Here is a 20495-nt window from a genome sequence, read left to right as displayed (position 1 = left end):
AACGCGCCGGGCGCGTTCCGACCGCACGGCGTAGCCCACGCCGAGGGCCAGCAGCGCCGCCAGGCCGAACCAGGTGAGGGCATAGACCAGGTGGCTGTTCGGAAAGGCGATCACCGTCAGCCCGCCGATCGGCAGGCCGCCCGGATTGGGCGTGGCGTCGGCGTCGATGAAATAGGGCGCGACATTCGTCAGCCCGCGGGCGGCGGCGATGGCGGCGACATCGCGGGAATACCAGCGCTCTTCCGACGGCGCGTTCGAGCGCAGGAACCCGCCCTTCGGTTCGGTGATGCGCAGGAGGCCGGTGACCGTCACAGGCCCTTCGACCTGCCCCGCCGCCCTTGTCGCCGGGTCGCGGTTCTCGGTCGGCACGAAGCCGCGGTTGACCAGGACCACCGTGCCGCCTTCCGTCTGCAGCGGGGTCAGCACCCAATAGCCGCTGCCCTTCACGGTCGACGCCACGACCTGCGCCTCGCGGTCGTTGAGGAAGCGGCCGGAGACGCGGACATGCCGGTACTCGTCCTGGTCCGCATCGACCCTGGCCCAGCCGGACGGTCCCGGCGGCGCGACGGCCTCGGCCGCGACCCGCTGGTCGACCCGGGCGATCAGGTCGAGCTTCCAGGCCCGCCGTTCGACCTGCCAGACACCGAGCGCGATCAGGCCGAGGAACACCGCCAGCGCCGCCACCCCCAGAATGATCAAGGTGGCGGTGGACCGAGGCCGGTGAGCCTCGGGCTCGGTCACGGCATGTTGCGCATGTCGTGGGCGGAGACCGGCATCATGTTGTGGTTGAGATGGTACATCACCCACAGCGAGCCGGAGAGCGTGATCACCACCAGCACCACGGTGAAGATCAGGGCCAGCATGGTCCAGCCGCCCTCCGACTTGGTGTTCATGTGCAGGAAATAGACCATGTGCACGATGATCTGGACCACCGCGAGCGCCATGATCGCCAGCGCCGTGGTCTGGGACTCGCCCAGCACGTCGCCCATGACCAGCCAGAACGGGATCGCGGTCAGGATCACCGCCAGCACGAAGCCGGTGACATAGCCCTTCAGCGTGCCGTGGCCGCTGGCGTCGCCATGGTGGTGGTCGTCGTGGTGGGCGTGGGAGGGCGCGCTCACGGGAGAGTCCCCATCAGGTAGACGAAGGTGAAGACGCCGATCCAGACGACGTCCAGGAAGTGCCAGAACAGGCTGAGGCACATCAGCCGCCGCTTGTTGTCCGGGATCAGCCCGTGCTGGGCGACCTGGACCATCATCGTGATCATCCAGACGATGCCGACGGTGACGTGCAGCCCGTGCGTCCCGACCAGAGTGAAGAAGGACGACAGGAAGGCGCTGCGCTGCGGCCCCGCCCCTTCATGGATCAGATGGGCGAACTCGTAGAGCTCGAGGCCGACGAAGGCGACGCCGAACAGCGCCGTGACCACCAGCCAGGCCAGGGTCGCGCCCTTGCGGTTGCGCTCCATCTCCAGCATGGCGAAGCCGCAGGTGATGGAGGACAAGAGCAGCATCGAGGTGTTGAGCGCCACCAGCGGCAGGTCGAACAGGTCGGCGCCGGACGGGCCGGCCGCGTAGCTGCGGCCGAGCACGCCGTAGCAGGCGAAGAGGACTGCGAAGATCAGGCAGTCGCTCATCAGGTAGATCCAGAAGCCGAGCATCGTGCTGCCGCCCGAATGCTCGTGCTCCTCCCCGACGTGGAACCGGGCCTCGCCGTTCACGGTCTGATCGAGTGGTGGCGTCATCACGAAACGGCTCCCGCCCGGGCCAGCACGCGGCTGCGCTCATCCTCGACCTTGGTCACGATTTCGGCCGGGATGTGATAGTCGCGCTTGTAGTTGAAGGTGTGCCCGATCGCCACGACCAGCATGGCGACGAAGCTCAGGGCCGCCAGCCACCAGATGTGCCAGACCATGGCGAAGGCGAAGGCGACACTGATCCCGGCCAGGATGACGCCGGTGCCGGTGTTCTTCGGCATGTGGATCGCCTTGAACCCCGCCAGCGGCCGGACATAGCCACGCTTCTTCATGTCCCACCAGGCGTCGTGATCGTGCACCAGCGGGGTGAAGGCGAAGTTGTAGTCAGGCGGCGGCGACGAGGTCGACCATTCCAGGGTGCGGGCGTTCCACGGGTCGCCGGTCAGGTCGCGCAGCTGCTCGCGCCGCCTGAAGCTGACCACCAGCTGGATCAGGAAGGACAGGATGCCGAGCGCCACCAGCACCGCGCCGAAGGCGGCGATGACGAACCAGATCTGCAGCGACGAATCGTCGAAATGGTTCATCCGCCGGGTCACGCCCATCAGGCCCAGCACGTAGAGCGGCATGAAGGCGAAGTAGAAGCCGGTCAGCCAGAACCAGAACGACATCTTGCCCCAGAACGGGTCGAGCTTGAAGCCGAAGGCCTTGGGGAACCAGTAGGTCAGGCCGGCGAAGGCCCCGAACACCACGCCGCCGATGATGACGTTGTGGAAATGGGCGATCAGGAACAGGCTGTTGTGCAGCACGAAATCGGCCGGCGGCACCGCCAGCAGCACGCCGGTCATGCCGCCGATGACGAAGGTCACCATGAAGCCGATCGTCCACAGCATCGGCACCTCGAACCGGATGCGGCCGCGATACATGGTGAACAGCCAGTTGAACATCTTCGCCCCGGTCGGGATCGAGATGATCATCGTGGTGATGCCGAAGAACGAGTTCACGCTGGCGCCGGAGCCCATCGTGAAGAAGTGATGCAGCCACACCAGATACGACAGGATGGTGATCACCACCGTGGCGTAGACCATCGAGGTGTAGCCGAACAGGCGCTTGCCGCAGAAGGTCGACACGACCTCGGAGAAGATGCCGAAGGCCGGCAGGATGAGGATGTAGACCTCCGGATGCCCCCAGATCCAGATCAGGTTCACATACATCATCGGGCTGCCGCCGAAGTCGTTGGTGAAGAAGTTCGTCCCGACATAGCGGTCGAGCGACAGCAGGGCGAGGACGGCGGTCAGCACCGGGAAGGCGGCGACGATCAGGACGTTGGTGCACAGCGCGGTCCAGGTGAAGACCGGCATCTGCATCATCTTCATGCCCGGCGCCCGCATCTTGACGATGGTGGCGACCAGATTGACGCCGGATAACAGCGTTCCGATGCCGGCGACCTGCAGCCCCCAGATGTAATAGTCGACGCCGACATCCGGGCTGTAGGCGATGCCGGACAGCGGCGGATAGGCCAGCCAGCCGGTCTTGGCGAACTCGCCGATGAACAGCGAGATCATCACCACCACCGCGCCGGCGGTGGTCATCCAGAAGCTGAAATTGTTCAGGAACGGGAAGGCCACGTCGCGGGCGCCGATCTGCAGCGGCACCACGAAGTTCATCAGCCCGGTGACGAAAGGCATGGCCATGAAGAAGATCATGATCACGCCGTGGGCGGTGAAGATCTGGTCGTAGTGATGCGGCGGCAAGTAGCCCTCATTGGCGCCGAAGGCGATCGCCTGCTGCGCCCGCATCATGATCGCGTCGGCGAAGCCGCGCAGCAGCATGACCAGCGCCAGGATCACGTACATGATCCCGATCTTCTTGTGGTCGATGCTGGTGAACCACTCGTGCCAGAGATAGCCCCACAGGCGGAAATAGGTGATGGCGCCGAGCACCGCGATGCCGCCGAGCGCCACCGCGATGAAGGTGACGACCAGGATCGGCTCGTGGAACGGCAGCGCTGCCCATGTCAGCTTGCCGAAGACCAGCGTCTGGAGATCTAGGTTTGAGAACATCGGGCTACTCTGTCGTTCCGGAGGCCGCCGCTTGGGGCGGCCTCCGCAGAAGTGTCGGTTCCGCCGCGCGGGACAGGCTGGCGGGCATCAAGACGGTCCTCACTCGACGCGGCGGGACTCCGTCGCGCGGCTGAACAGGATCCCCTCCGGCAGCCGGCTGTCGGCCATGTCGCCGTCGGTGGTGCAGATCGCCGCGACATAGCTGCGGACCGGGCCGGCGCCGCGGCGGACGTCCTTGTCGTGGTTCAGCGCCATGACGTTGTCGATGCCGGCCTTGCCGCCGCCGCCGCGGGCATCGATGCTCATCATCTCGTTCATGCACATCTTCGAGCGGTCGACGCACATGTTGAGGATGGCGCCGTAGAGGTCCGGGGCCACGGTGCCGTAGTGGCGCACCGGCTCGCGCTCGCTCGGGCGCTCCAGCGCCAGGTACTCCTCCCGGCTCAGGCTGCCGCCCTCGGCCTTGACCTTCTGCACCCAGGCGTCGAAATCGCCGGCGGCGAGGCCGTGGAAGGTGAAGCGCATGCCGGAGAAGCCGGCGCCGCTGTAGTTGGCGGAGAAGCCCTCATACTCGCCGGGCGCGTTGATCACGGCGTGCAGCTTCGTCTCCATCCCGGCCATGGCGTAGATCTGCCCCGCCAGCGCCGGCACGTAGAAGGAGTTCATCACCGTGGCCGAGGTGATCTTGAACTGGATCGGCACGTCGACCGGCGCCGCCAGCTCGTTCACCGTGGCGATGCCCTGCTCCGGGTAGAGGAACAGCCACTTCCAGTCGAGCGCCACGACCTCGACCGTCAGCGGCTTCACATCGGCCGCCACGGTGCGCTCCGAGTCGATGCGCTCCAGCGGCCGGTAGGGGTCGAGCGTGTGGGTGCTGATCCAGGTCAGGGCGCCCAGCGCGATGATGATGACCAGCGGGGCGGACCAGATCACCACCTCGAGCTGAGTCGAATGGTGCCAGTCGGGGTCATAGGCGGCGTCCTTGTTCGACTGGCGGTACTTCCAGGCAAAGAACAGCGTCAGCGCGATCACCGGCACGATGATCAGCAGCATCAGGATCGTGGAGACCACGATCAGGTCCCGCTGCTGCACCGCAATATCGCCGGAGGGCTGCATGACCACCATGTTGCACCCGCCCAGGAGGACCAGGGTCGGAAGCGCAGCGAGGCGGCCTAAGGCTTTGATGGGCATGCCGTTGCCTGACAGAGAGAGAACGAAGGGCGGGGCTGCATTACCGAAGCGCAACGTGAATAAACAGAGGACAGTTTGTCCTACCAGATGCCCGATGGTTGCAGTGCAACATCGTCGCACCGGGGTTGACGGCAGGGTCCTTGGCGATTCCGGCGGGGCCTTGGCGCCGCTCTGCCTCGCTCGGCACGATTTGACGCACCGAAATCCTGGGCCATACTCAAAAGAAAAAACAGCGGCATCTCGGCCCGGCCCAGCCCCAGGAGGAACCCTTTATGGCCACTGTCAGTCGAGAACTCGGGTCCCCGACCGCCGCGCCACGGCACCGCGCAGGTGTCCCCCCCGGCGAGATCGCGATCGGCGTCGTGATCGGCCGGACCGCGGAATTCTTCGACTTCTTCGTCTACGCCATCGCCTCGGTGCTCGTGTTCCCGCGGTTCTTCTTCCCGCAGGCGACGCCGCTGGACGCGATGCTCTATTCCTTCGCCATCTTCGCCCTGGCCTTCGTCGCCCGCCCGTTCGGGTCGGTCCTGTTCATGGAGATCGACCGGCGGCACGGCCGCAGCGTCAAGCTGACCGTGGCGATGTTCCTGCTCGGCGGCTCGACCGCGGCGATGGCCTTCCTGCCCGGCACCGCCGATATCGGCCCCGCCGCGATCGCCCTCTTGGCGCTGTGCCGCATCGGCCAGGGGCTGGCCCTGGGCGGCGCCTGGGACGGCTTGGCCTCGCTGCTGGCGCTGAACGCGCCGCAGAACCGGCGCGGCTGGTACGCGATGATGCCGCAGCTCGGGGCGCCGCTCGGCTTCATGCTGGCCAGCGCGCTGTTCGCCTTCTTCCTGGTCAATCTCTCGACCCCGGATTTCGTCGACTGGGGCTGGCGCTACCCGTTCTTCGTCGCCTTCGCGATCAACGTGGTCGCCCTGTTCGCCCGGCTGCGCCTGGTGGTGACCGAGCAGTTCGAGCGGCTGTATGAGAGCAAGGACCTCGAGGCGCTGAGCGTGCCCGAGACGCTGAAGCACCAGGGCCACAACATCCTGGTCGGGGCCTTCGTGCCGCTGGCCACCTTCGCCCTGTTCCACCTGGTGACGGTGTTCCCGCTGAGCTGGGTGACGCTCTACACCGACCACAACCCGGGCAATTTCCTGATGACCGAGTTCGTCGGCGCCATCCTCGGCACGGTGATGATCGTCGTCTCGGGATTGATCGCCGACCGCACCGGCCGGCGCACGCTGCTGGCGGCCTGCGCGGTGCTGATCGCGATCTTCAGCTTCGTCACGCCGCTGCTGCTGGGCGGCGGGTCGACGGCACGGTCGGCCTTCGTCATCCTCGGCTTCGGCCTGCTCGGCCTGTCCTTCGGCCAGGCGGCCGGCGCGGTGGCGTCGAACTTCCCGAACCACCAGCGCTACACCGCCTCGGCCCTGACCTCGGACCTGGCCTGGATGATCGGCGCCGGCTTCGCCCCGCTGGTGGCGCTGGCCCTGGCCAGCCAGTTCGGCCTGGCCCTGGTCGGCGCCTATCTCCTGTCCGGCGCCGTCTGCACCCTCGCGGCGCTGCGGGTCAACAAGGAACTGGAGCTGAGGGGGAACTGACACGATCCACCCGCAGCCGGCCGTCTGTGCCGGTTGCGGGCTGCCGTTCTAGGACCGCAGCACCAGGCTGCTGCGATCCACCTTGCGGATGTCGCCGGTGCCGGTCAGCGCCATGCTGATGTCCAGCTCCTTGCGCATGATCTCCAGCGCCTTGGTCACGCCGGCCTCGCCCATCGCCGCCAGGCCGTAGAGGAAGGCCTTGCCCATCAGGCAGCCGCGGGCGCCGAGCGCCACCGCCTTCAGGATGTCCTGGCCGGACTGCACGCCGCCGTCGAACAGGATCTCGGTCTTGTCGCCGATCGCCTGGACGATGCCCGGCAAGGCCGAGATCGAGGACCGGGCGCCGTCCAGCTGCCGGCCGCCATGGTTGGAGACCACGACCGCGTCGGCGCCGGTCGAGGCCGCGATCTTCGCGTCCTCCTCGTCCAGCACGCCCTTCAGGATCAGCTTGCCGGGCCAGATGCTGCGCACCCATTCGACGTCCTTCCAGCTCAACGAGGCGTCGAACTGGCTGGCGGTCCATTGCGCCAGGGTGGTCAGGCTGTCCGCCCCGCCCACCCGGCCCTCCAGGTTGCCGAAGCTGCGGCGCTTGCCGAACAGCACCTTCATCGCCCAGGCCGGCTTGGTGGCGATGTCGAGCGCGTTCATGAAGGTGAGGCGCGGCGGTACGGCCAGGCCGTTCTTCAGGTCGCGGTGGCGCTGGCCCTGGATCTGCAGGTCGAGCGTCAGCACCAGGGCCGAACATTGCGCCGCCTTGGCGCGCTCGATCAGCGACTGCGAGAAGCCGCGGTCGCGCATGACGTAGAGCTGGAACCAGAACGGCTTCTTCACCGCGCCACGCACATCCTCGATCGAGCAGATCGACATGGTCGACAGGCAGAACGGGATGCCGAAGGCCTGCGCCGCCCGGGCGCCGAGGATCTCGCCGTCGCCGTGGAACAGGCCGGTCAGGCCGGTCGGCGCGATCGCCAGCGGCATCGTCACGTCCTCGCCCAGGATCTTGGTCGCCACCGAGCGCTTGTCGACGTCGATCATCACCCGCTGGCGCAGGCCGATCGCGGCCAAATCCGCCCGGTTGGCGCGCAGCGTCACCTCGTCATAGGAGCCGCGGTCGGCATAGTCGAAGATCGCGCGCGGGATGCGCCGGGCCGCCAGCGCTCGCAGGTCCTGGATGTTGGTGATCGTCGGCATGGATGTTCTTCTTGGGCAGGGTTTATGTCTGATAAATCGCATGAAGGCGGCTGTCACCCGCAATTCCCGCCGCCGCCATCTTTACACATCCCGGCCGGGGCGCCAGGGTGGCGGCCATCATGACGACCGCTCTCTCGCGCCTCGACCGCGCCCTCGCCGCCCTCCCCCGCAGCTTCCCCGGCCCTGGCGGCGCTGCCGCCGTGCTGCGGGACGGCGAGATCCTCGCCCGCCACGCCTGGGGCTGGGCCAATGCCGAGCGGCGCATCCCGTTCACGCCGCAGTCGCTGTTCCGGATGTGCTCGGTCACCAAGCAGTTCACCTGCGGCCTGGTGCTGGACGCCTTCCCCGACCCGACGGTGCTGGACGGCGATGTCCGCGCCCGCCTGCCGCGGCTGGAGGGCGAGGCGCCGGGGGCGCTGCACCTCTGCCACAACCAGTCCGGCCTGCGCGACTATTGGGCCGTGGCGATGCTGCATGGCGCGCCGGCCGAATCGCCCTTCGGCGACCGCGAGGCCGGGCGCGTGATCGCCGGCACCCGGTCGCTGCACTTCGCGCCGGGCAGCCGCTACTCCTACGTCAACCAGAACTTCCGGCTGCTCTCCGACATCCTCGAGGCCCGCACCGGCCGAGGCTTCGGCGAGTTGCTGCGCAGCCGCATCTTCGACCGCACCGGCATGGGCAGCGCCTTCCTGGCCGCCGATACCCGCGCCATGCCGGATGGCACGGAGGGCTACGAAGGCACCCAGGCCGGCGGCTTCCGCGCCGCCGAGAACCGGGTGCTGTGGACCGGCGATGCCGGGCTGGGCGCCAGCCTGGACGACATGATCGCCTGGGAGCGCCATATCGACGCCATCCGCGACGATCCCGAGGCCCTGTACAGCCGCCTGTCGGCGCCGGTGACCTTCTCGAACGGGGCCGCCGCGCCCTACGGCTTCGGCTTGGGCCGGACGACCGAGTTCGGCCGCCCCCTCACCGGCCATGGCGGCGCGCTGCGCGGCTGGCGCAGCCATCGCCTGCATGTGCCGTCGGAGCGCGTCTCGGTCGTCGTCCTGTTCAACCACCTGTCCGACGCCAACGCCGCGGCGCTGGACCTGCTGGCCGCGGTGCTGGGCGAAGAGCGCGCCAAGCCGGCCGCCGACCTGCCGGTGCCGGACTGGCTCGGCCATTACATCGAGCCGGAGACCGGCCTGAGCGCGCGCGCCGACATGGTCGACGGCCGGGTGCGGCTGCGCTTCGGCCATTCGGCGGAGAAGCTGGACCTGCAGCCGGACGGCAGCGCCGGCAGCGGCCGCACCCGGCTGCGACCCGCGGCGGACGGGCTGTGGCTGGACCGGCCGCAGGAGAACCAGAGCTCGCGCCTCATCCCCTGCAGCGGCGAGTCCGCCACCGACCTGTCCGGCCGCTACCGCTGCGACGAGCTGGACGCCGAGCTGGAGGTGGTCGATGCCGGCGGCGCGCTGTATGGCGGCTTCTCCGGCTTCCTCGGCCAGGGCCGGATGGAGCTGCTCGACCCGGTCGGGCCGGATCTCTGGACCCTGCCCTGCCCGCGGGCGCTGGACCACACCCCGCCGGGCGACTGGACCCTGGCCTTCCGCCGCGACGGCGCGGGCCGGGTGAAGGACGTCGAGGTCGGCTGCTGGCTGGCCCGGCGGTTGCGTTATGGGCGGGCCGGCTAGAGGCGTTTCAGGTCCAGGGTCTCGGCCAGGAAATCGACGAACAGGCGGGTCTTGGCCGGCGGCAGCCGCGTGGCCGGCCAGACCGCGTGGATCGGCACCTTCGGCACCTCGTACTCGGTCAGGATCGGCTCCACCGAGCCGCGGTCGACCAGGTCGCGGATCTGCCAGAGCGGCGTGAAGCCGATGCCGAGCCCTTCCGCCACCGCGGCATAGGTCGCCGCGGTGTTGTCGGCCCGGAATCGGCCGTTGACCCGGACGGTGCGGGTGCGGCCGCCGACCCGGAACGGCCAGGCCTCGCCCTCGGCCGTACGGACGACGCATTGATGCCCGGCCAGCTCGTCCGGATGATGCGGCCGGCCGTGCCGGTCGAAATAGTCCGGGGCGCCGAACGCCACCCGCCGCAGCGCGCCGAGCCGCCGGGCCTTGAGCGCGGAATCCGGCAGGTCGCCGATCCGCACCGCCAGGTCGATCGCGCCATCCGCCAGGTCGACGAAGCGGTCGGAGAGCTTCAGCTCCACCTCGATCCGCGGGTGTCGCCGCATGAAGCTGGCCACCACCGGCACCAGATGCGCCGGCGTGAACAGCACCGAGGCGCTGATCCGCAGCAGACCGGACGGTTCGGCCCGGCGCTCAGCCGCCTCGGCCCGCGCCTCCAGGATCTCCGCCAGGGCCGGCTTCACCCGGCGGTAGAAGGCGAGCCCGGCATCGGTCGGCGTCGACCGCCGCGTCGTCCGCTGCACCAGCGCCACACCCAGCCCCTGCTCCAGCGTCGCCAGCGACCGGCTGACGGATTGCAGCGACCGGCGGAGGTCGCGCGCCGCGGCGCTCAGCCCGCCGGCCTCGACCACGGCGACGAAGGCGGCGAGATCGTCCAGCCGGTCCATGGATAACCTCTCGATCTTCGAGAGAATGTATCACGATTCTCGTCCATTCTCACGGAAACCGGTTTGACTAAGATCAGTCTCCAGCATCCGCCTGGAGACACCCCATGAGCCCATCCTCTCCCATCCTCGTCGTCGGCGCCGCCGGCCGCTTCGCCGGGCTGGTGGTGTCCGAGCTGGCCCGCCGCGGCGTCATCGTCCGCGGCCTGGTGCGCGACGACGCCAAAGCCGCCATCGCCCGGGCCGGCGGGGCGGCCGAGATCGCCTTCGGCGACCTGCGCAACCGGGCCAGCCTCGACGCCGCGCTGCGCGGGGTCGACAGCGTGTTCCACATCGGGCCGGCCTTCGCTCCGGACGAGGCCGATCTCGGCGTCGCCATGGTCGAAGCGGCACGGCAGGCCGGGGTCTGGCGCTTCGCCTTCTCCTCGGTGATCCAGGCGACCAACACGGCGCTGGCCAACCATGCCAGCAAGATCCCGGTCGAAGCGGCGCTATACGGCTCCGGAATGCAGTACACGATCCTGCAGCCAACCAACCTGATGCAGAACATCGGCGCCGCCTGGCCCGGCGTGCTGGCCACCGGCGTCTTCGCCGAGCCCTTCCCGAAGACGGCCAGGGTGGCGCGGGTCGATTACCGCGACGTGGCCGAGGCCGCGGCGATCGCCCTGACCGGCGACCGTCTGGCCTATGGCAGCTTCGAGCTCTGCGCCGACGGCCTGCCGGACCGCGAGGAGATCGCGGGCCTGATGAGCGCGGCGCTGGGCCGCCCGGTCGCTGCCGGCGAACCCAGCTTCGCCGACTGGGTGGCGGCGGCCCGGCCGCCCTATGATTCGCGGCAGCTGGCGCTGCTGGAAAAGGTCTTCGCCCATTACGCGGCCCATGGCCAGCCGGGCAACAGCCTGGTGGCCCGTGCCGTCCTCGGCCGCGAACCTCGCTCGCTACGCGCTTATATCGAAGAGCTGGCGTCCGGGTGCTGAGGTACCTTGACTCGACAAGAACAAAAAAGGAACAATAGAGTCCAAGCCAATCGGGAGAATCCTATGCCCAGCCAGACCGAAAAGGCCCTCGCCTTTCAGCGCCTGCATGCGCGACCGGGCATCTTCGTGATCCCGAATCCGTGGGATGCCGGCAGCGCCAAGCTGCTGGCCGGGCTCGGCTTCGAGGCGCTGGCGACCACCAGCGCCGGCTTCGCCTTCACCCTCGGCCGCAGCGACGGCGCCTTGAACGTCAGCCGGGACGAGACCCTGGCCAATGCCCGGGCCATCGTCGAGGCCACCGGCCTGCCGGTCTCCGCCGATCTGGAGAACGGCTTCGGCGACGCCCCCGAGGCGGCGGCGGAGAGCATCCGCCAGGCCGCCGCGGTCGGGCTGGTCGGCGGCTCGATCGAGGACGCCACCGGCCGCGACGACGACCCGATCTACGGCTTCGACCAAGCGGTGGAGCGGGTGCGCGCGGCGGTGGCGGCGGCGCGGTCCCTGCCCTTCCCCTTCACCTTGACCGCCCGGGCCGAGAACTTCCTGCACGGCCGCCGCGACCTGGCCGACACGATCCGCCGGCTGCAGGCCTTCCAGGAGGCCGGCGCCGACGTGCTCTACGCCCCCGGCCTGGCGACGCAGGAGGAGATCGAGGCGGTGGCGCAGGCGGTCGACAGGCCGGTGAATGTGGTGATGGGGCTGGTCGGCGCCCGCTTCACCGTGGCAGAGCTGGGCGAGATGGGCGTCAAGCGGATCAGCGTCGGCGGGTCGCTGGCCCGGGCCGCGCTGGGCGGCTTCCTGCGCGCCGCCCGCGAGATCAAGGACCAGGGCAGCTTCGGCTATGCCGACGACGCGGTGCCGCACAAGGAGATCAACGCCCTGTTCGGCCAGTCCTGACCGCGGCGCGCGGCGCCTTCCGGCCCGCCGGATCTGGTGCCTATACTGCCGCCATGACCAGCCTCGACATCCGGCCGATGGCCGGGTCGCTCGGCGCCGACATCGACCTCGCCGGCCCGGTCGACGACACGCTCTTCGCCGCGATCCGCCAGGCCCTGGACGATCATCTGGTGATCCATCTGCACGGGCTCGACCCTGCGCCGGAGGACCTGGTGGCGCTGACCCGCCGCTTCGGGCCGGTCAGCCGCGCGCCCTACATCAAGCATATGGACGAGCATCCGGACATCGTCGCCGTGAAGAAATCGGCCGATGAGCGCAAGGTCAGCACCTTCGGCAACGCCTGGCATTCGGATTTCAGCTTCCTCGACCAGCCGCCGATGGCATCGCTGCTCTATGCCAGCCACGTGCCGAGCCATGGCGGCGACACGCTGTTCGCCAACATGTACGCCGCCTATGACGCGCTGTCCGACGGGCTGAAGGCGGTGCTGGACGGCCTCGACGCCATGCATGCCGGCAAGCCCTACGGCACCGGCGGCGTGCCCGGGAACGTCGCCGTCTCCCGCTCCATCGGCATCGAGCGCAACCGGCCGGAGGCGGACCGCGAGGTCGCCCACCCCGTGGTGCGGGTGCATCCCGGCACCGGCCGCAAGGCGCTGTTCATCAATTCGATCTACACCATCCGCTTCGCCGGCATGACGGTGGAGGAGAGCAAGCCGCTGCTCGACTTCATCTACGCCCATGCGGTCCGGCCGGAATTCACCTGCCGGCTGCGCTGGACGGCGCACGACCTGGCGATCTGGGACAACCGCTGCACCCTGCACTACGCCGTCAACGACTATGACGGCCAGGACCGGCTGCTGTACCGCACCATGGTGCAGGGCGAACGGCCGGTCCCCGCGGTGCCGCGGGCTTAGGGACTCGTCGAAGAACGAACGCTCCGAATGGCGAGGCGTCTTCGTTTATTCCGTCATGGCGAGCCCCGAAGGGGCGTGGCCATCCAGCGGCTCGATTTCTGGATAGCCACGGCGCTGCGCGCCTCGCCATGACGGGAAAGGGCGGGAGAGTGGATCTCAAAGCGGCTTATACGCGATCGCCTCGATCTCGACCTTGCAGTCGATCATCATGTCGGCGCGGACGCAGGACCGCGCCGGACGGTCGCCGGTGAAGTAGCTGTCATAGGTGCGGTTGAAAGCGGCGAAGTCGCGGGTGTCGTCCAGCCAGGCCGTGACCTTGATCACGTCGTCCAGCGTGCAGCCGGCCAGTTCCAGCGCCGCCTGGACGTTCCTCATGGTCTGGTGGGTCTGGATCTCGATGCCGCCGGCCACGACCACGCCGGTCTCGTCGAACGGCACCTGGCCCGAGACATAGACATAGTCGCCGGCCCGCACGGCCTTGGAGAAGGGCAGCTTCTGCCCGCCGGCGCCGGTGACGGTGGTTCCGAAATGCTCGCGCTTGCTCATGATGCTTCCTATTTGACGGCGCCGAGCGCCAGGCCGCGCACCAGATAGCGCTGCAGCCAGGCGAAGACGATGGCGACGGGGATCGTCGCCAGGAACGTCGCGGCCATGACGTGATGCCACTCGATCGTATAGCGGCCGGCGACGAGGGAGAAAATCTTGATCGGCAAAGTGTGCGTCTCCGGCGCGCGCAAGAGGCTGAGGGCGACGGCGAATTCGTTCCAGGCGTTGATGAAGGTGAAGATCGCCGTCACCACCATCGCCGGCGCCGCCAGCGGCAGGAACACGCGGATCACGGTGCGGAAGCGCGACGCGCCCTCCAGCCACGCCGCCTCCTCCAGGTCCAAGGGGATGGTGGCGAAATAGCTCTGCAGCATCCAGACGGCGAAGGCGATGTTGAAGCCGGCATAGACCAGCACCAGCGAATCGACCGAGCCGACGAGGCCGAGCCAGGCGACCAGGCGGAACAGGCCGATCACCAGCACGATCGGCGACAGCATCTGGGTGATCAGCAGGAAGTCGCGGTACAGGCCCTGCCCCGGGAAGCGGTAGCGCGACATGGCGTAGGCGGCGGGGATGCTGACCGCCAGCGCCAGCAGCGTCGCCAGGGTGGAGGCGTAGAGGCTGTTCAGCAGCGCCGTGCCGAAACCGGTCGCCTGCCACATGGTGACGAAGTTCTCCCAGGCGATCCGGCTGGGCAGCCAGGACGGGTCGGCGGACAGCACCTCCGCCCCCGGCTTCAGCGCGGTCGCGATCATCACCGCGAAGGGGAACAGCACCACCACGATCAGCGGCGACAGCGCCAGCCAGCAGAGGATGCTCTTCTTAAGCATCGCGCTCGCCCTTCATCGCCATGCGCAGATAGATCAGGGTAAAGACCAGCAGGATCGCGAACATGATCAGCGAGATCGACGCCGCTTCGCCCATCTTTCCCAGCTGGAAGGCCAGCTTGTACAGGTAGGTGACCAGGATCTGCGTCGAATCCGACGGCCCGCCCCCGGTCAGCACCCAGATGATCGGGAAGGAGTTGAAGACGTAGATGATGTTCAGCACCACCGCCATGTTGATGAAAGGCCGCATCAGCGGCAGCGTCAGGGTGCGGAAGCGCTGCCAGGACGAGGCGCCGTCGGTCGACGCCGCCTCGTAGATGTCGCTCGGGATCGACGACAGGCCGCCGAGGAAGATCGTCACCGTGAACGGGACCGACACCAGGATGCCGATCAGGATCTGGACCGGGAAGGCGGTGGCGGCCGAGGCCAGCCACACCACCTTCCGGTCGATCAGGCCGAGATCCTGCAGCGTCAGGTTCAGCAGGCCGGATTCGCCGTTCAGGGCCCAGCGCCAGACGATCGCCATCATGGTCAGCGACACCGACCAGGGCAGCATCACGATCACCCGGGCGATGCCGCGGCCGTAGAAGTCGGTGTTCAGGATCAGCGCCACCGGCACCGAGACCAGGACGGTGCCGGCCACCACCGCGGCGGTCCAGACCAGGGTCCGCCACAGGCTGTCCAGGAACAGCGGGTCGGCCAGGACACTGTCGAGATTGGCCAGGCCGGTGAAGTCGCGCAGCTGGCCGAAGCGGTTGACCTGGTGCGAGGCGACCGTCAGCAGATCCCACACCGGATAGGCGATGATGAAGGCCGCCAGCAGGAAGCTCGGCAGGATCAGCAGGATCGGCGTCAGGCCGGGACGCGCGGCCAGGGGCTGGGCCATGCGCAACGCGCCCTCCCCCTCCCCTTGCGGGAGGGGGGCGGGGGGAGGGGTTTGGGCAGCAGACCGGCTGTCAGGCATGGTCCCGGTTCGGTGATCGAAGGATATCGCCGGCAGTTCGGGCGGCGGCAGCCCCCTCCCCCTGCCCCCCTCCCGCAAGGGGAGGGGGAGGTTTCAGAGAGCCGGGCCTCTGTCCTACTTCGCGCCCAGCACCCCGTTGGCCTGCTCGGCGGCGGCCTTCAGGGCCTCTTCGGGCTTGGCTTCGCCGAGATAGATCTTCTGCAGCGCCCGGCCGGTGGCGTCGGCGATCTCCTCCCACCCGGCGATGGTCGGCGCGAACTTGGCGCTCGGCAGCATGGCGGTGAAGACCTTGAGGTTCGGGTCGTCGGTGAAATACGGCAGCTTGGCCACCGCCTGGTTCTCGGTCAGGAAGCCCTCATTGACCGTGAACTTCTCGCGCCAGTCGTTCTGGAACAGGAAGTCCAGGAACTTCCAGGCCTCGTCCTTCACCTTGGAGTTGTCGAACAGCACGATCGAGTCGGTGACCGCGTAGGTTGCCTGGGTGGTGCCCTTCGGCACCGGCGCCACGCCGTATTTCAGGTTCGGCGCCTCGGCCTTGATCTGGCTGGCCAGGAACGGCGCCGTGAACATCATGCCGATGCGGCCCTGCTTGAACAGGTTCTGCACGTCCTCGCGATTGTAGGCGGTGACGCCCGGCTCGGTCAGCCCTTCGTCGATCAGCTGCTTATACAGCGTCGCCGCCTTGACCGCGGCCTCGCTGTCCAACCCGCTCTTGCCGTCGACCACGATGTCGCCGCCGAAGCTCCACATCGCGTAGTAGAAATAGACGTCGGTCTCGATCTCCTTGCCCTGCAGGCCGAAGGCGTAGGTGTCCTTGAGGCCGAGCGCCTTGATCTTCTTCGCGTCCTCGACCAGCTCGTCCCACGTCGCCGGCGGAGCGGAGAGGCCCGTCTTCTCGAAGATCTCCTTGTTGTAGTACATGGCGCGGGCCGAGGAGGCGATCGGCAGGCCGTAGGTCTTGCCGTCCAGCACGCCGGGGGCGAAGAAGGTCGGGATGAAGCGCGCCCTGAAGTCGTCGGTCATGTAGCCGTCGAGCGGCGCGACCACGCCCTGCTGCACGAAATCCACCAGCCAGCGCGTGCCGATGATGGCGAGGTCGGCATTGGCGTTGCCGGAGATGTCGGTGGTCAGCTTCTGCTGCAGCACGTCCCAGGGCACCACCTCGATCTTGATGTCGGTGCCGGGGTTGGCGGCCTCGAAGGCCTTCGCCGCCTCCTCGAAATAGGGCCCGGTCTTGGAGCTGTACTCCGCCACCGTCACCCGCACCTCGGCGGCGACGGCCGGTGCCGCGGCCAGGGCCGCCAGGATCGAGGCGCCCGCGCCGAGGAGCACGGACCGGAACGCATGCTGCATGGAATGACCTCCTGTTTCGGCGGCGCCAGGCCGCGCGAGCCGCAATTGGAACCGGGAGAACCGGGGGACGGCCGCGCCCGGCTTTTTGCCGGAACCGCCCTGGATGTAACTCTCTTACAATACTCGGGAGGACGCAATTCGGAAGTGGCGATCGGCCGCCGATCCTTCCGCTATCCCGCAGCAATGCTTAATCTTCGGACAATTCGGGGCTCGGCGTCGATGCTGCACTGCACACGTGCAATGGTTGTCTTGTAAGTTTCAAACATTGAGCTACCATCGGGCCTCAGCCTCTCGTCCCCTGCCGGGAAACACAGCCATGACGCGCTTTACGGACCAGACCGTTCTCGTCACCGGGGCGCTCGGCGGCATCGGCGGGGCGATCGTCGACCTTTTCGCCCAGGCCGGCGCGACGCTGATCCTGTCCGACCGCGACGCCGCGGTGCTCGACGCCCGGGTCGCCAAGCTGGCCGAAGCCGGCACCAAGGCCGCCGCCGCGCCGGCCGACCTGTGCGATGCCGCCGCCACCCGCGCCGCGATCGAGGCCGCGGTCGCCCGCACCGGCCCGGTCGACATCGTGGTCAACAATGCCGGCGGCGGCAATGGCGGCGGCAGCCTGGCCACGACCACGGCCGAGACCTGGGCCGGCGATGTCGAGCTGAACCTGAACGGCCCCTATCACGTCGTCGCCGCGGTGATCGACGGGATGAAGGAACGGCGCCGCGGCAGCATCGTCAACATCAGCAGCGTCAACGGGCTGCAGGCGCTGGGCCACCCGGCCTACAGCGCCGCCAAGGCCGGGCTGATCAGCTACACCCGCGCGCTGGCGGTGGAGTACGGGCCCTTCGGCATCCGCGCCAACGTGATCTGCCCCGGCACGGTGCGCACGCCGATCTGGCAGGCGCGGGTCGACAGGAAGCCGGAGATCTTCGAGTCCCTGCGCAAATGGTACCCGCTGCAGCGCGTGGCCGAGCCAAGCGACATCGCCAAGGCGGTCGCCTTCCTGGCCTCGGACGAGCTGGCCGGCTTCATCACCGGCGCCATGCTGCCGGTCGATGGCGGCCTGACCGCCGGCAACCGGGTGATGGCCGCGGAGCTGACGCTCGAGGAGTTCTGACCCATGGCGACGGTGCGGTTGGACGGGGTGGTGAAGCGCTACGGCGAGGCGCAGGTGGTCCATGCGATCGACCTCGATATCGCCGATGGCGAGTTCGTCGTCCTGGTCGGGCCGTCCGGCTGCGGCAAGTCCACTTTGCTGCGCATGATCGCGGGGCTGGAGACGATCTCCGGCGGCGAGCTTTCGATCGGCGGGACCCGCGCCAACGAGGTGCCGCCGCAGAAGCGCAACATCGCCATGGTGTTCCAGTCCTACGCCCTGTACCCGCACATGACCGCCCGGCAGAACATCGCCTATGGCCCCCGGCTGCGCGGCGAGCCGAAGCCGGAGATCGAGGCCAAGGTCGGCAAGGCCGCCGGCATCCTCAACCTGTTCGACTATCTCGAGCGGCTGCCGCGCCAGCTGTCCGGCGGCCAGCGCCAGCGCGTCGCCATGGGAAGGGCGATCGTGCGCGACCCAGCCGTGTTCCTGTTCGACGAGCCGCTGTCGAACCTCGACGCCAAGCTGCGGGTGCAGATGCGCACCGAGATCAAGGCGCTGCACCGCCGCCTCGGCACCACCATCGTCTACGTCACCCACGACCAGATCGAGGCGATGACGCTGGCCGACCGGATCGTGGTGATGAACGCCGGCCGGATCGAGCAGCAGGGCAAGCCGCTGGATCTCTACGACCTGCCGGCCAACATCTTCGTCGCCGGCTTCCTCGGCTCGCCGGCCATGAGCTTCCTGCCCGGCCGCTACCGCCGCGGCGCCGGGGGGCCGGTGGTGGAGGCCGAGGATGGCACCCGCCTGCCCGCCCCCGACCGCGCGGCCGAGGACGACCAGCCGGTGCTGCTGGGCGTGCGGCCGGAGCATTTCACCCTGGCCGACGGCCAGGGCGGCGTGCCGGTGACCATCGATCTCGTGGAGCCCACCGGCGCCGAGATCCATCTCTACGGCACCCTGGCCGGCACCCGCATCGCCGCGGTGATGCATGGCCGCCGGCCGGTGGCGCCGGGCGACGTGGTGCCGCTCGCCCCCCTCGCCGCCCACGCCCATCTGTTCGACGCGGCCTCCGGCCGCCGCATCTGAAGGAAGCCCCGTCATGCAGGCGTCCGTCCTCGCCCTCGACCCGATCCTCGACTCACCCGTCGACGGCGCCAGCAAGGGCCTGCCGCCCGACCTCGAGCCGATCCCGTTCCGCAGCATCGGCGACCAGGGCTGGAACGCGCTGTCCGGCGACCTGCCCTTCCCGCAGGCGCTGCTGAAGCGGTCGGTGCTGGAGCGCAACGTCCGCTGGATGCGCGACATCCTGGCCGAGACCGGCGTCGCCCTGGCGCCGCACGGCAAGACCACGATGAGCCCGCAGCTGTTCGACCTGCAGCTCGCCAACGGCTCCTGGGGCATCACCGTCGCCACCGCCCAGCAGTTCGAGGTGTGCCGCCGCTTCGGGGTGAAGCGGATCCTGGTCGCCAACCAGCTGGTCGACGCCGCGGCGATGCGCTCGGTGCTGGCGGCGCTGGCCGCCGACCCGGCGCTGGAGGCGTTCTGCCTGGTCGATTCCGTCGCCGGGGTGCGCCGGCTGGCCGAGGCCGCCCGGGCGACGCCGCCGCAGCGCCCGCTGGGGCTCCTGGTCGAGCTCGGCATGGCCGGGGGCCGCACCGGCTGCCGGACCGCCGCCGAGGCGCTGGAGGTAGCCCGCGCCGCGGCGGACGCTCCTGGTCTCGCCCTGCGCGGCGTCGAGGGCTATGAGGGGCTGGTCGTCACCAGGGACGCGGCGGCGGACGAGATCGCCGTCGCCGGCTTCCTCGACCGGCTGGCGGCGCTGGCGGCGGAGATCGACCGCGCCGGGCTGTTCGCCGCCCTGCCGGCCGACACCCCGGTGCTGCTGAGCGCCGGCGGCTCGGCCTATTACGACATCGTCGCCCGCAGGCTCGCCGAGGTCCGGCTGTCGCGCCCGACCCGGGTGGTGGTGCGCAGCGGCTGCTACCTGACCCATGATTCCGGCCAGTACACCCGGCTGTTCCAGCATGTCGTCCGCCGCATTCCGGCCGACTGGCGCCGGCACGGCGACCTGGCGCCGGCGCTGGAGGTCTGGTCGATGGTGCAGTCGCGGCCGGAGCCGGGGCTGGCGCTGCTGACCATGGGCAAGCGCGACGTGTCCTACGACATCGAGCTGCCGATCCCGACCCTGTGGCGCCCCGCCGGCGCCGCCGCGTCGCAGCCGGTGCCGGCCGGCGCCGTGCTCACCTCGATGAACGACCAGCACGCCTATCTGAAGCTGCCGGAGGGTTTCGACCCGCAGGTCGGCGACCTGGTCTGCTGCGGCATCTCCCACCCCTGCACCACCTTCGACAAATGGCAGGTGATGATGGTGGTGGAGGACGACTACCGCGTCTCGGGCGCCATCCGGACGTTCTTCTGATGCGCGGCTCGTCGCCCTCCTTTTTCCCTTGGTCACAAGGGGATCGCAGAAGAGCGCTTGCTGGCGTTTTCACTCTCCCCCTCCCCTTGCGGGAGGGGGTAGGGGGAGGGGTTTGGCGCAGTCGAAACCGATGCCGAACAGCGCCCAATTCGGCAACGATCTTGGATGCTCAACGCCCCAGTCCGTCATCGACAGCCCCCTCCCCCTACCCCCTCCCGCGG

At 68.8% G+C, this 20495-nt stretch carries 19 protein-coding genes; 8 read left to right on the top strand and 11 right to left on the bottom strand.

Annotation, left to right across the window (positions count from 1 at the left end; all coding sequences use genetic code 11):
* From AAHM41_RS29320 to cyoA, 5 genes are all read right to left on the bottom strand, one after another.
* On the bottom strand, positions 1–741 hold a 741-nt coding region (locus AAHM41_RS29320), incomplete at its 3' end, for an SURF1 family protein (RefSeq protein ID WP_342240160.1).
* Positions 738–1121, bottom strand: coding sequence for a cytochrome o ubiquinol oxidase subunit IV (cyoD, locus tag AAHM41_RS29315; protein WP_342240159.1), 384 nt, complete (start codon positions 1119–1121; stop codon positions 738–740). The genes cyoD and AAHM41_RS29320, both read right to left, overlap by 4 nt.
* The gene (gene cyoC / locus AAHM41_RS29310; protein WP_342240158.1) at positions 1118–1744 is read right to left on the bottom strand and encodes a cytochrome o ubiquinol oxidase subunit III; all 627 of its coding nucleotides are present in this window, start codon (positions 1742–1744) and stop codon (positions 1118–1120) included. Before cyoC ends, cyoD begins: the two co-directional genes overlap by 4 nt.
* Positions 1744–3756 (bottom strand): cytochrome o ubiquinol oxidase subunit I, encoded by a 2013-nt coding sequence (cyoB, locus tag AAHM41_RS29305; RefSeq protein ID WP_342240157.1) that lies wholly within the window; start codon positions 3754–3756, stop codon positions 1744–1746. Before cyoB ends, cyoC begins: the two co-directional genes overlap by 1 nt.
* Positions 3757–3855: 99 nt before the next feature.
* Complete coding sequence (cyoA, locus tag AAHM41_RS29300) at positions 3856–4947, bottom strand: ubiquinol oxidase subunit II (protein ID WP_446719494.1); 1092 nt, start codon at positions 4945–4947, stop codon at positions 3856–3858.
* Positions 4948–5219: 272 nt separating this feature from the next.
* On the opposite strand from cyoA, the gene AAHM41_RS29295 reads away from it, so the two are divergent.
* Positions 5220–6533: an MFS transporter gene (locus AAHM41_RS29295; protein WP_342240155.1), complete on the top strand. Its 1314-nt coding sequence runs from the start codon at positions 5220–5222 to the stop codon at positions 6531–6533.
* Between the two features lie 48 nt (positions 6534–6581).
* Here AAHM41_RS29295 and AAHM41_RS29290 read toward each other — a convergent pair whose 3' ends face one another.
* Positions 6582–7724 (bottom strand): alpha-hydroxy acid oxidase, encoded by a 1143-nt coding sequence (locus AAHM41_RS29290; protein ID WP_342240154.1) that lies wholly within the window; start codon positions 7722–7724, stop codon positions 6582–6584.
* A 119-nt stretch (positions 7725–7843) separates the two neighbouring features.
* On the opposite strand from AAHM41_RS29290, the gene AAHM41_RS29285 reads away from it, so the two are divergent.
* Entirely contained in the window at positions 7844–9400 is a 1557-nt protein-coding gene (locus tag AAHM41_RS29285) for a D-aminopeptidase (protein ID WP_342240153.1), read from the top strand.
* On the opposite strand, the gene AAHM41_RS29280 is transcribed toward AAHM41_RS29285, so the two are convergent.
* Positions 9397–10284, bottom strand: a complete 888-nt coding sequence (locus tag AAHM41_RS29280; RefSeq protein WP_342240152.1) for a LysR family transcriptional regulator — start codon at positions 10282–10284, stop codon at positions 9397–9399. The two genes, AAHM41_RS29285 and AAHM41_RS29280, sit on opposite strands and share 4 nt — an antisense overlap.
* Positions 10285–10388: 104 nt before the next feature.
* Between AAHM41_RS29280 and AAHM41_RS29275 the strand changes: the two genes are divergently transcribed.
* From AAHM41_RS29275 to AAHM41_RS29265, 3 genes are all read left to right on the top strand, one after another.
* On the top strand, positions 10389–11258 hold the full coding sequence (locus AAHM41_RS29275) for an NmrA family NAD(P)-binding protein (protein ID WP_342240151.1): 870 nt from the start codon (positions 10389–10391) through the stop codon (positions 11256–11258).
* A gap of 63 nt (positions 11259–11321) precedes the next feature.
* The gene (locus AAHM41_RS29270) at positions 11322–12152 is read left to right on the top strand and encodes an isocitrate lyase/PEP mutase family protein (protein WP_342240150.1); all 831 of its coding nucleotides are present in this window, start codon (positions 11322–11324) and stop codon (positions 12150–12152) included.
* 53 nt (positions 12153–12205) lie between these two features.
* Positions 12206–13066, top strand: a complete 861-nt coding sequence (locus AAHM41_RS29265) for a TauD/TfdA dioxygenase family protein (RefSeq protein WP_342240149.1) — start codon at positions 12206–12208, stop codon at positions 13064–13066.
* Positions 13067–13222: 156 nt separating this feature from the next.
* Here the strand turns inward: AAHM41_RS29265 and AAHM41_RS29260 are convergent, their stop codons facing one another.
* From AAHM41_RS29260 to AAHM41_RS29245, 4 genes are all read right to left on the bottom strand, one after another.
* Positions 13223–13612: a RidA family protein gene (locus AAHM41_RS29260; protein ID WP_342240148.1), complete on the bottom strand. Its 390-nt coding sequence runs from the start codon at positions 13610–13612 to the stop codon at positions 13223–13225.
* 8 nt (positions 13613–13620) lie between these two features.
* Positions 13621–14442 carry a carbohydrate ABC transporter permease gene (locus tag AAHM41_RS29255; RefSeq protein ID WP_342240147.1) on the bottom strand — a complete coding sequence of 274 codons (822 nt, stop codon included), beginning with the start codon at positions 14440–14442 and terminating at the stop codon, positions 13621–13623.
* Entirely contained in the window at positions 14435–15325 is an 891-nt protein-coding gene (locus AAHM41_RS29250) for a carbohydrate ABC transporter permease (protein ID WP_342240146.1), read from the bottom strand. The genes AAHM41_RS29255 and AAHM41_RS29250 overlap by 8 nt, the downstream gene beginning before the upstream one ends.
* A gap of 192 nt (positions 15326–15517) precedes the next feature.
* On the bottom strand, positions 15518–16756 hold the full coding sequence (locus AAHM41_RS29245; RefSeq protein WP_342240145.1) for an ABC transporter substrate-binding protein: 1239 nt from the start codon (positions 16754–16756) through the stop codon (positions 15518–15520).
* A gap of 316 nt (positions 16757–17072) precedes the next feature.
* Here AAHM41_RS29245 and AAHM41_RS29240 point away from each other — a divergent pair, with 316 nt between their 5' ends.
* The 3 genes from AAHM41_RS29240 to AAHM41_RS29230 are packed head-to-tail and all read left to right on the top strand — an operon-like array spanning position 17073 to position 20274.
* Positions 17073–17870, top strand: coding sequence for an SDR family oxidoreductase (locus AAHM41_RS29240; RefSeq protein WP_342240144.1), 798 nt, complete (start codon positions 17073–17075; stop codon positions 17868–17870).
* Positions 17871–17873: 3 nt separating this feature from the next.
* Complete coding sequence (locus AAHM41_RS29235) at positions 17874–18941, top strand: ABC transporter ATP-binding protein (RefSeq protein ID WP_342240143.1); 1068 nt, start codon at positions 17874–17876, stop codon at positions 18939–18941.
* Positions 18942–18954: 13 nt separating this feature from the next.
* On the top strand, positions 18955–20274 hold the full coding sequence (locus AAHM41_RS29230; RefSeq protein WP_342240142.1) for an amino acid deaminase: 1320 nt from the start codon (positions 18955–18957) through the stop codon (positions 20272–20274).
* The last annotated feature ends 221 nt before the right edge of the window (positions 20275–20495 follow it).

This window comes from Inquilinus sp. OTU3971 (genome assembly GCF_038440215.1).
Note: the sequence above shows the minus strand (reverse complement) of the source record. Positions and strands in the feature narration are given on the sequence as shown.

Excerpts from the sequence above, each read along its gene's own strand:
- cyoC (WP_342240158.1), bottom strand. The coding sequence starts at position 1,744 with ATGACGCCACCACTCGATCAGACCGTGAACGGCGAGGCCCGGTTCCAC.
- cyoB (WP_342240157.1), bottom strand. The coding sequence starts at position 3,756 with ATGTTCTCAAACCTAGATCTCCAGACGCTGGTCTTCGGCAAGCTGACA.
- cyoA (WP_446719494.1), bottom strand. The coding sequence starts at position 4,947 with ATGCCCATCAAAGCCTTAGGCCGCCTCGCTGCGCTTCCGACCCTGGTC.
- AAHM41_RS29295 (WP_342240155.1), top strand. The coding sequence starts at position 5,220 with ATGGCCACTGTCAGTCGAGAACTCGGGTCCCCGACCGCCGCGCCACGG.
- AAHM41_RS29290 (WP_342240154.1), bottom strand. The coding sequence starts at position 7,724 with ATGCCGACGATCACCAACATCCAGGACCTGCGAGCGCTGGCGGCCCGG.
- AAHM41_RS29285 (WP_342240153.1), top strand. The coding sequence starts at position 7,844 with ATGACGACCGCTCTCTCGCGCCTCGACCGCGCCCTCGCCGCCCTCCCC.
- AAHM41_RS29280 (WP_342240152.1), bottom strand. The coding sequence starts at position 10,284 with ATGGACCGGCTGGACGATCTCGCCGCCTTCGTCGCCGTGGTCGAGGCC.
- AAHM41_RS29275 (WP_342240151.1), top strand. The coding sequence starts at position 10,389 with ATGAGCCCATCCTCTCCCATCCTCGTCGTCGGCGCCGCCGGCCGCTTC.
- AAHM41_RS29270 (WP_342240150.1), top strand. The coding sequence starts at position 11,322 with ATGCCCAGCCAGACCGAAAAGGCCCTCGCCTTTCAGCGCCTGCATGCG.
- AAHM41_RS29265 (WP_342240149.1), top strand. The coding sequence starts at position 12,206 with ATGACCAGCCTCGACATCCGGCCGATGGCCGGGTCGCTCGGCGCCGAC.
- AAHM41_RS29260 (WP_342240148.1), bottom strand. The coding sequence starts at position 13,612 with ATGAGCAAGCGCGAGCATTTCGGAACCACCGTCACCGGCGCCGGCGGG.
- AAHM41_RS29255 (WP_342240147.1), bottom strand. The coding sequence starts at position 14,442 with ATGCTTAAGAAGAGCATCCTCTGCTGGCTGGCGCTGTCGCCGCTGATC.
- AAHM41_RS29250 (WP_342240146.1), bottom strand. The coding sequence starts at position 15,325 with ATGGCCCAGCCCCTGGCCGCGCGTCCCGGCCTGACGCCGATCCTGCTG.
- AAHM41_RS29245 (WP_342240145.1), bottom strand. The coding sequence starts at position 16,756 with ATGCAGCATGCGTTCCGGTCCGTGCTCCTCGGCGCGGGCGCCTCGATC.
- AAHM41_RS29240 (WP_342240144.1), top strand. The coding sequence starts at position 17,073 with ATGACGCGCTTTACGGACCAGACCGTTCTCGTCACCGGGGCGCTCGGC.
- AAHM41_RS29235 (WP_342240143.1), top strand. The coding sequence starts at position 17,874 with ATGGCGACGGTGCGGTTGGACGGGGTGGTGAAGCGCTACGGCGAGGCG.
- AAHM41_RS29230 (WP_342240142.1), top strand. The coding sequence starts at position 18,955 with ATGCAGGCGTCCGTCCTCGCCCTCGACCCGATCCTCGACTCACCCGTC.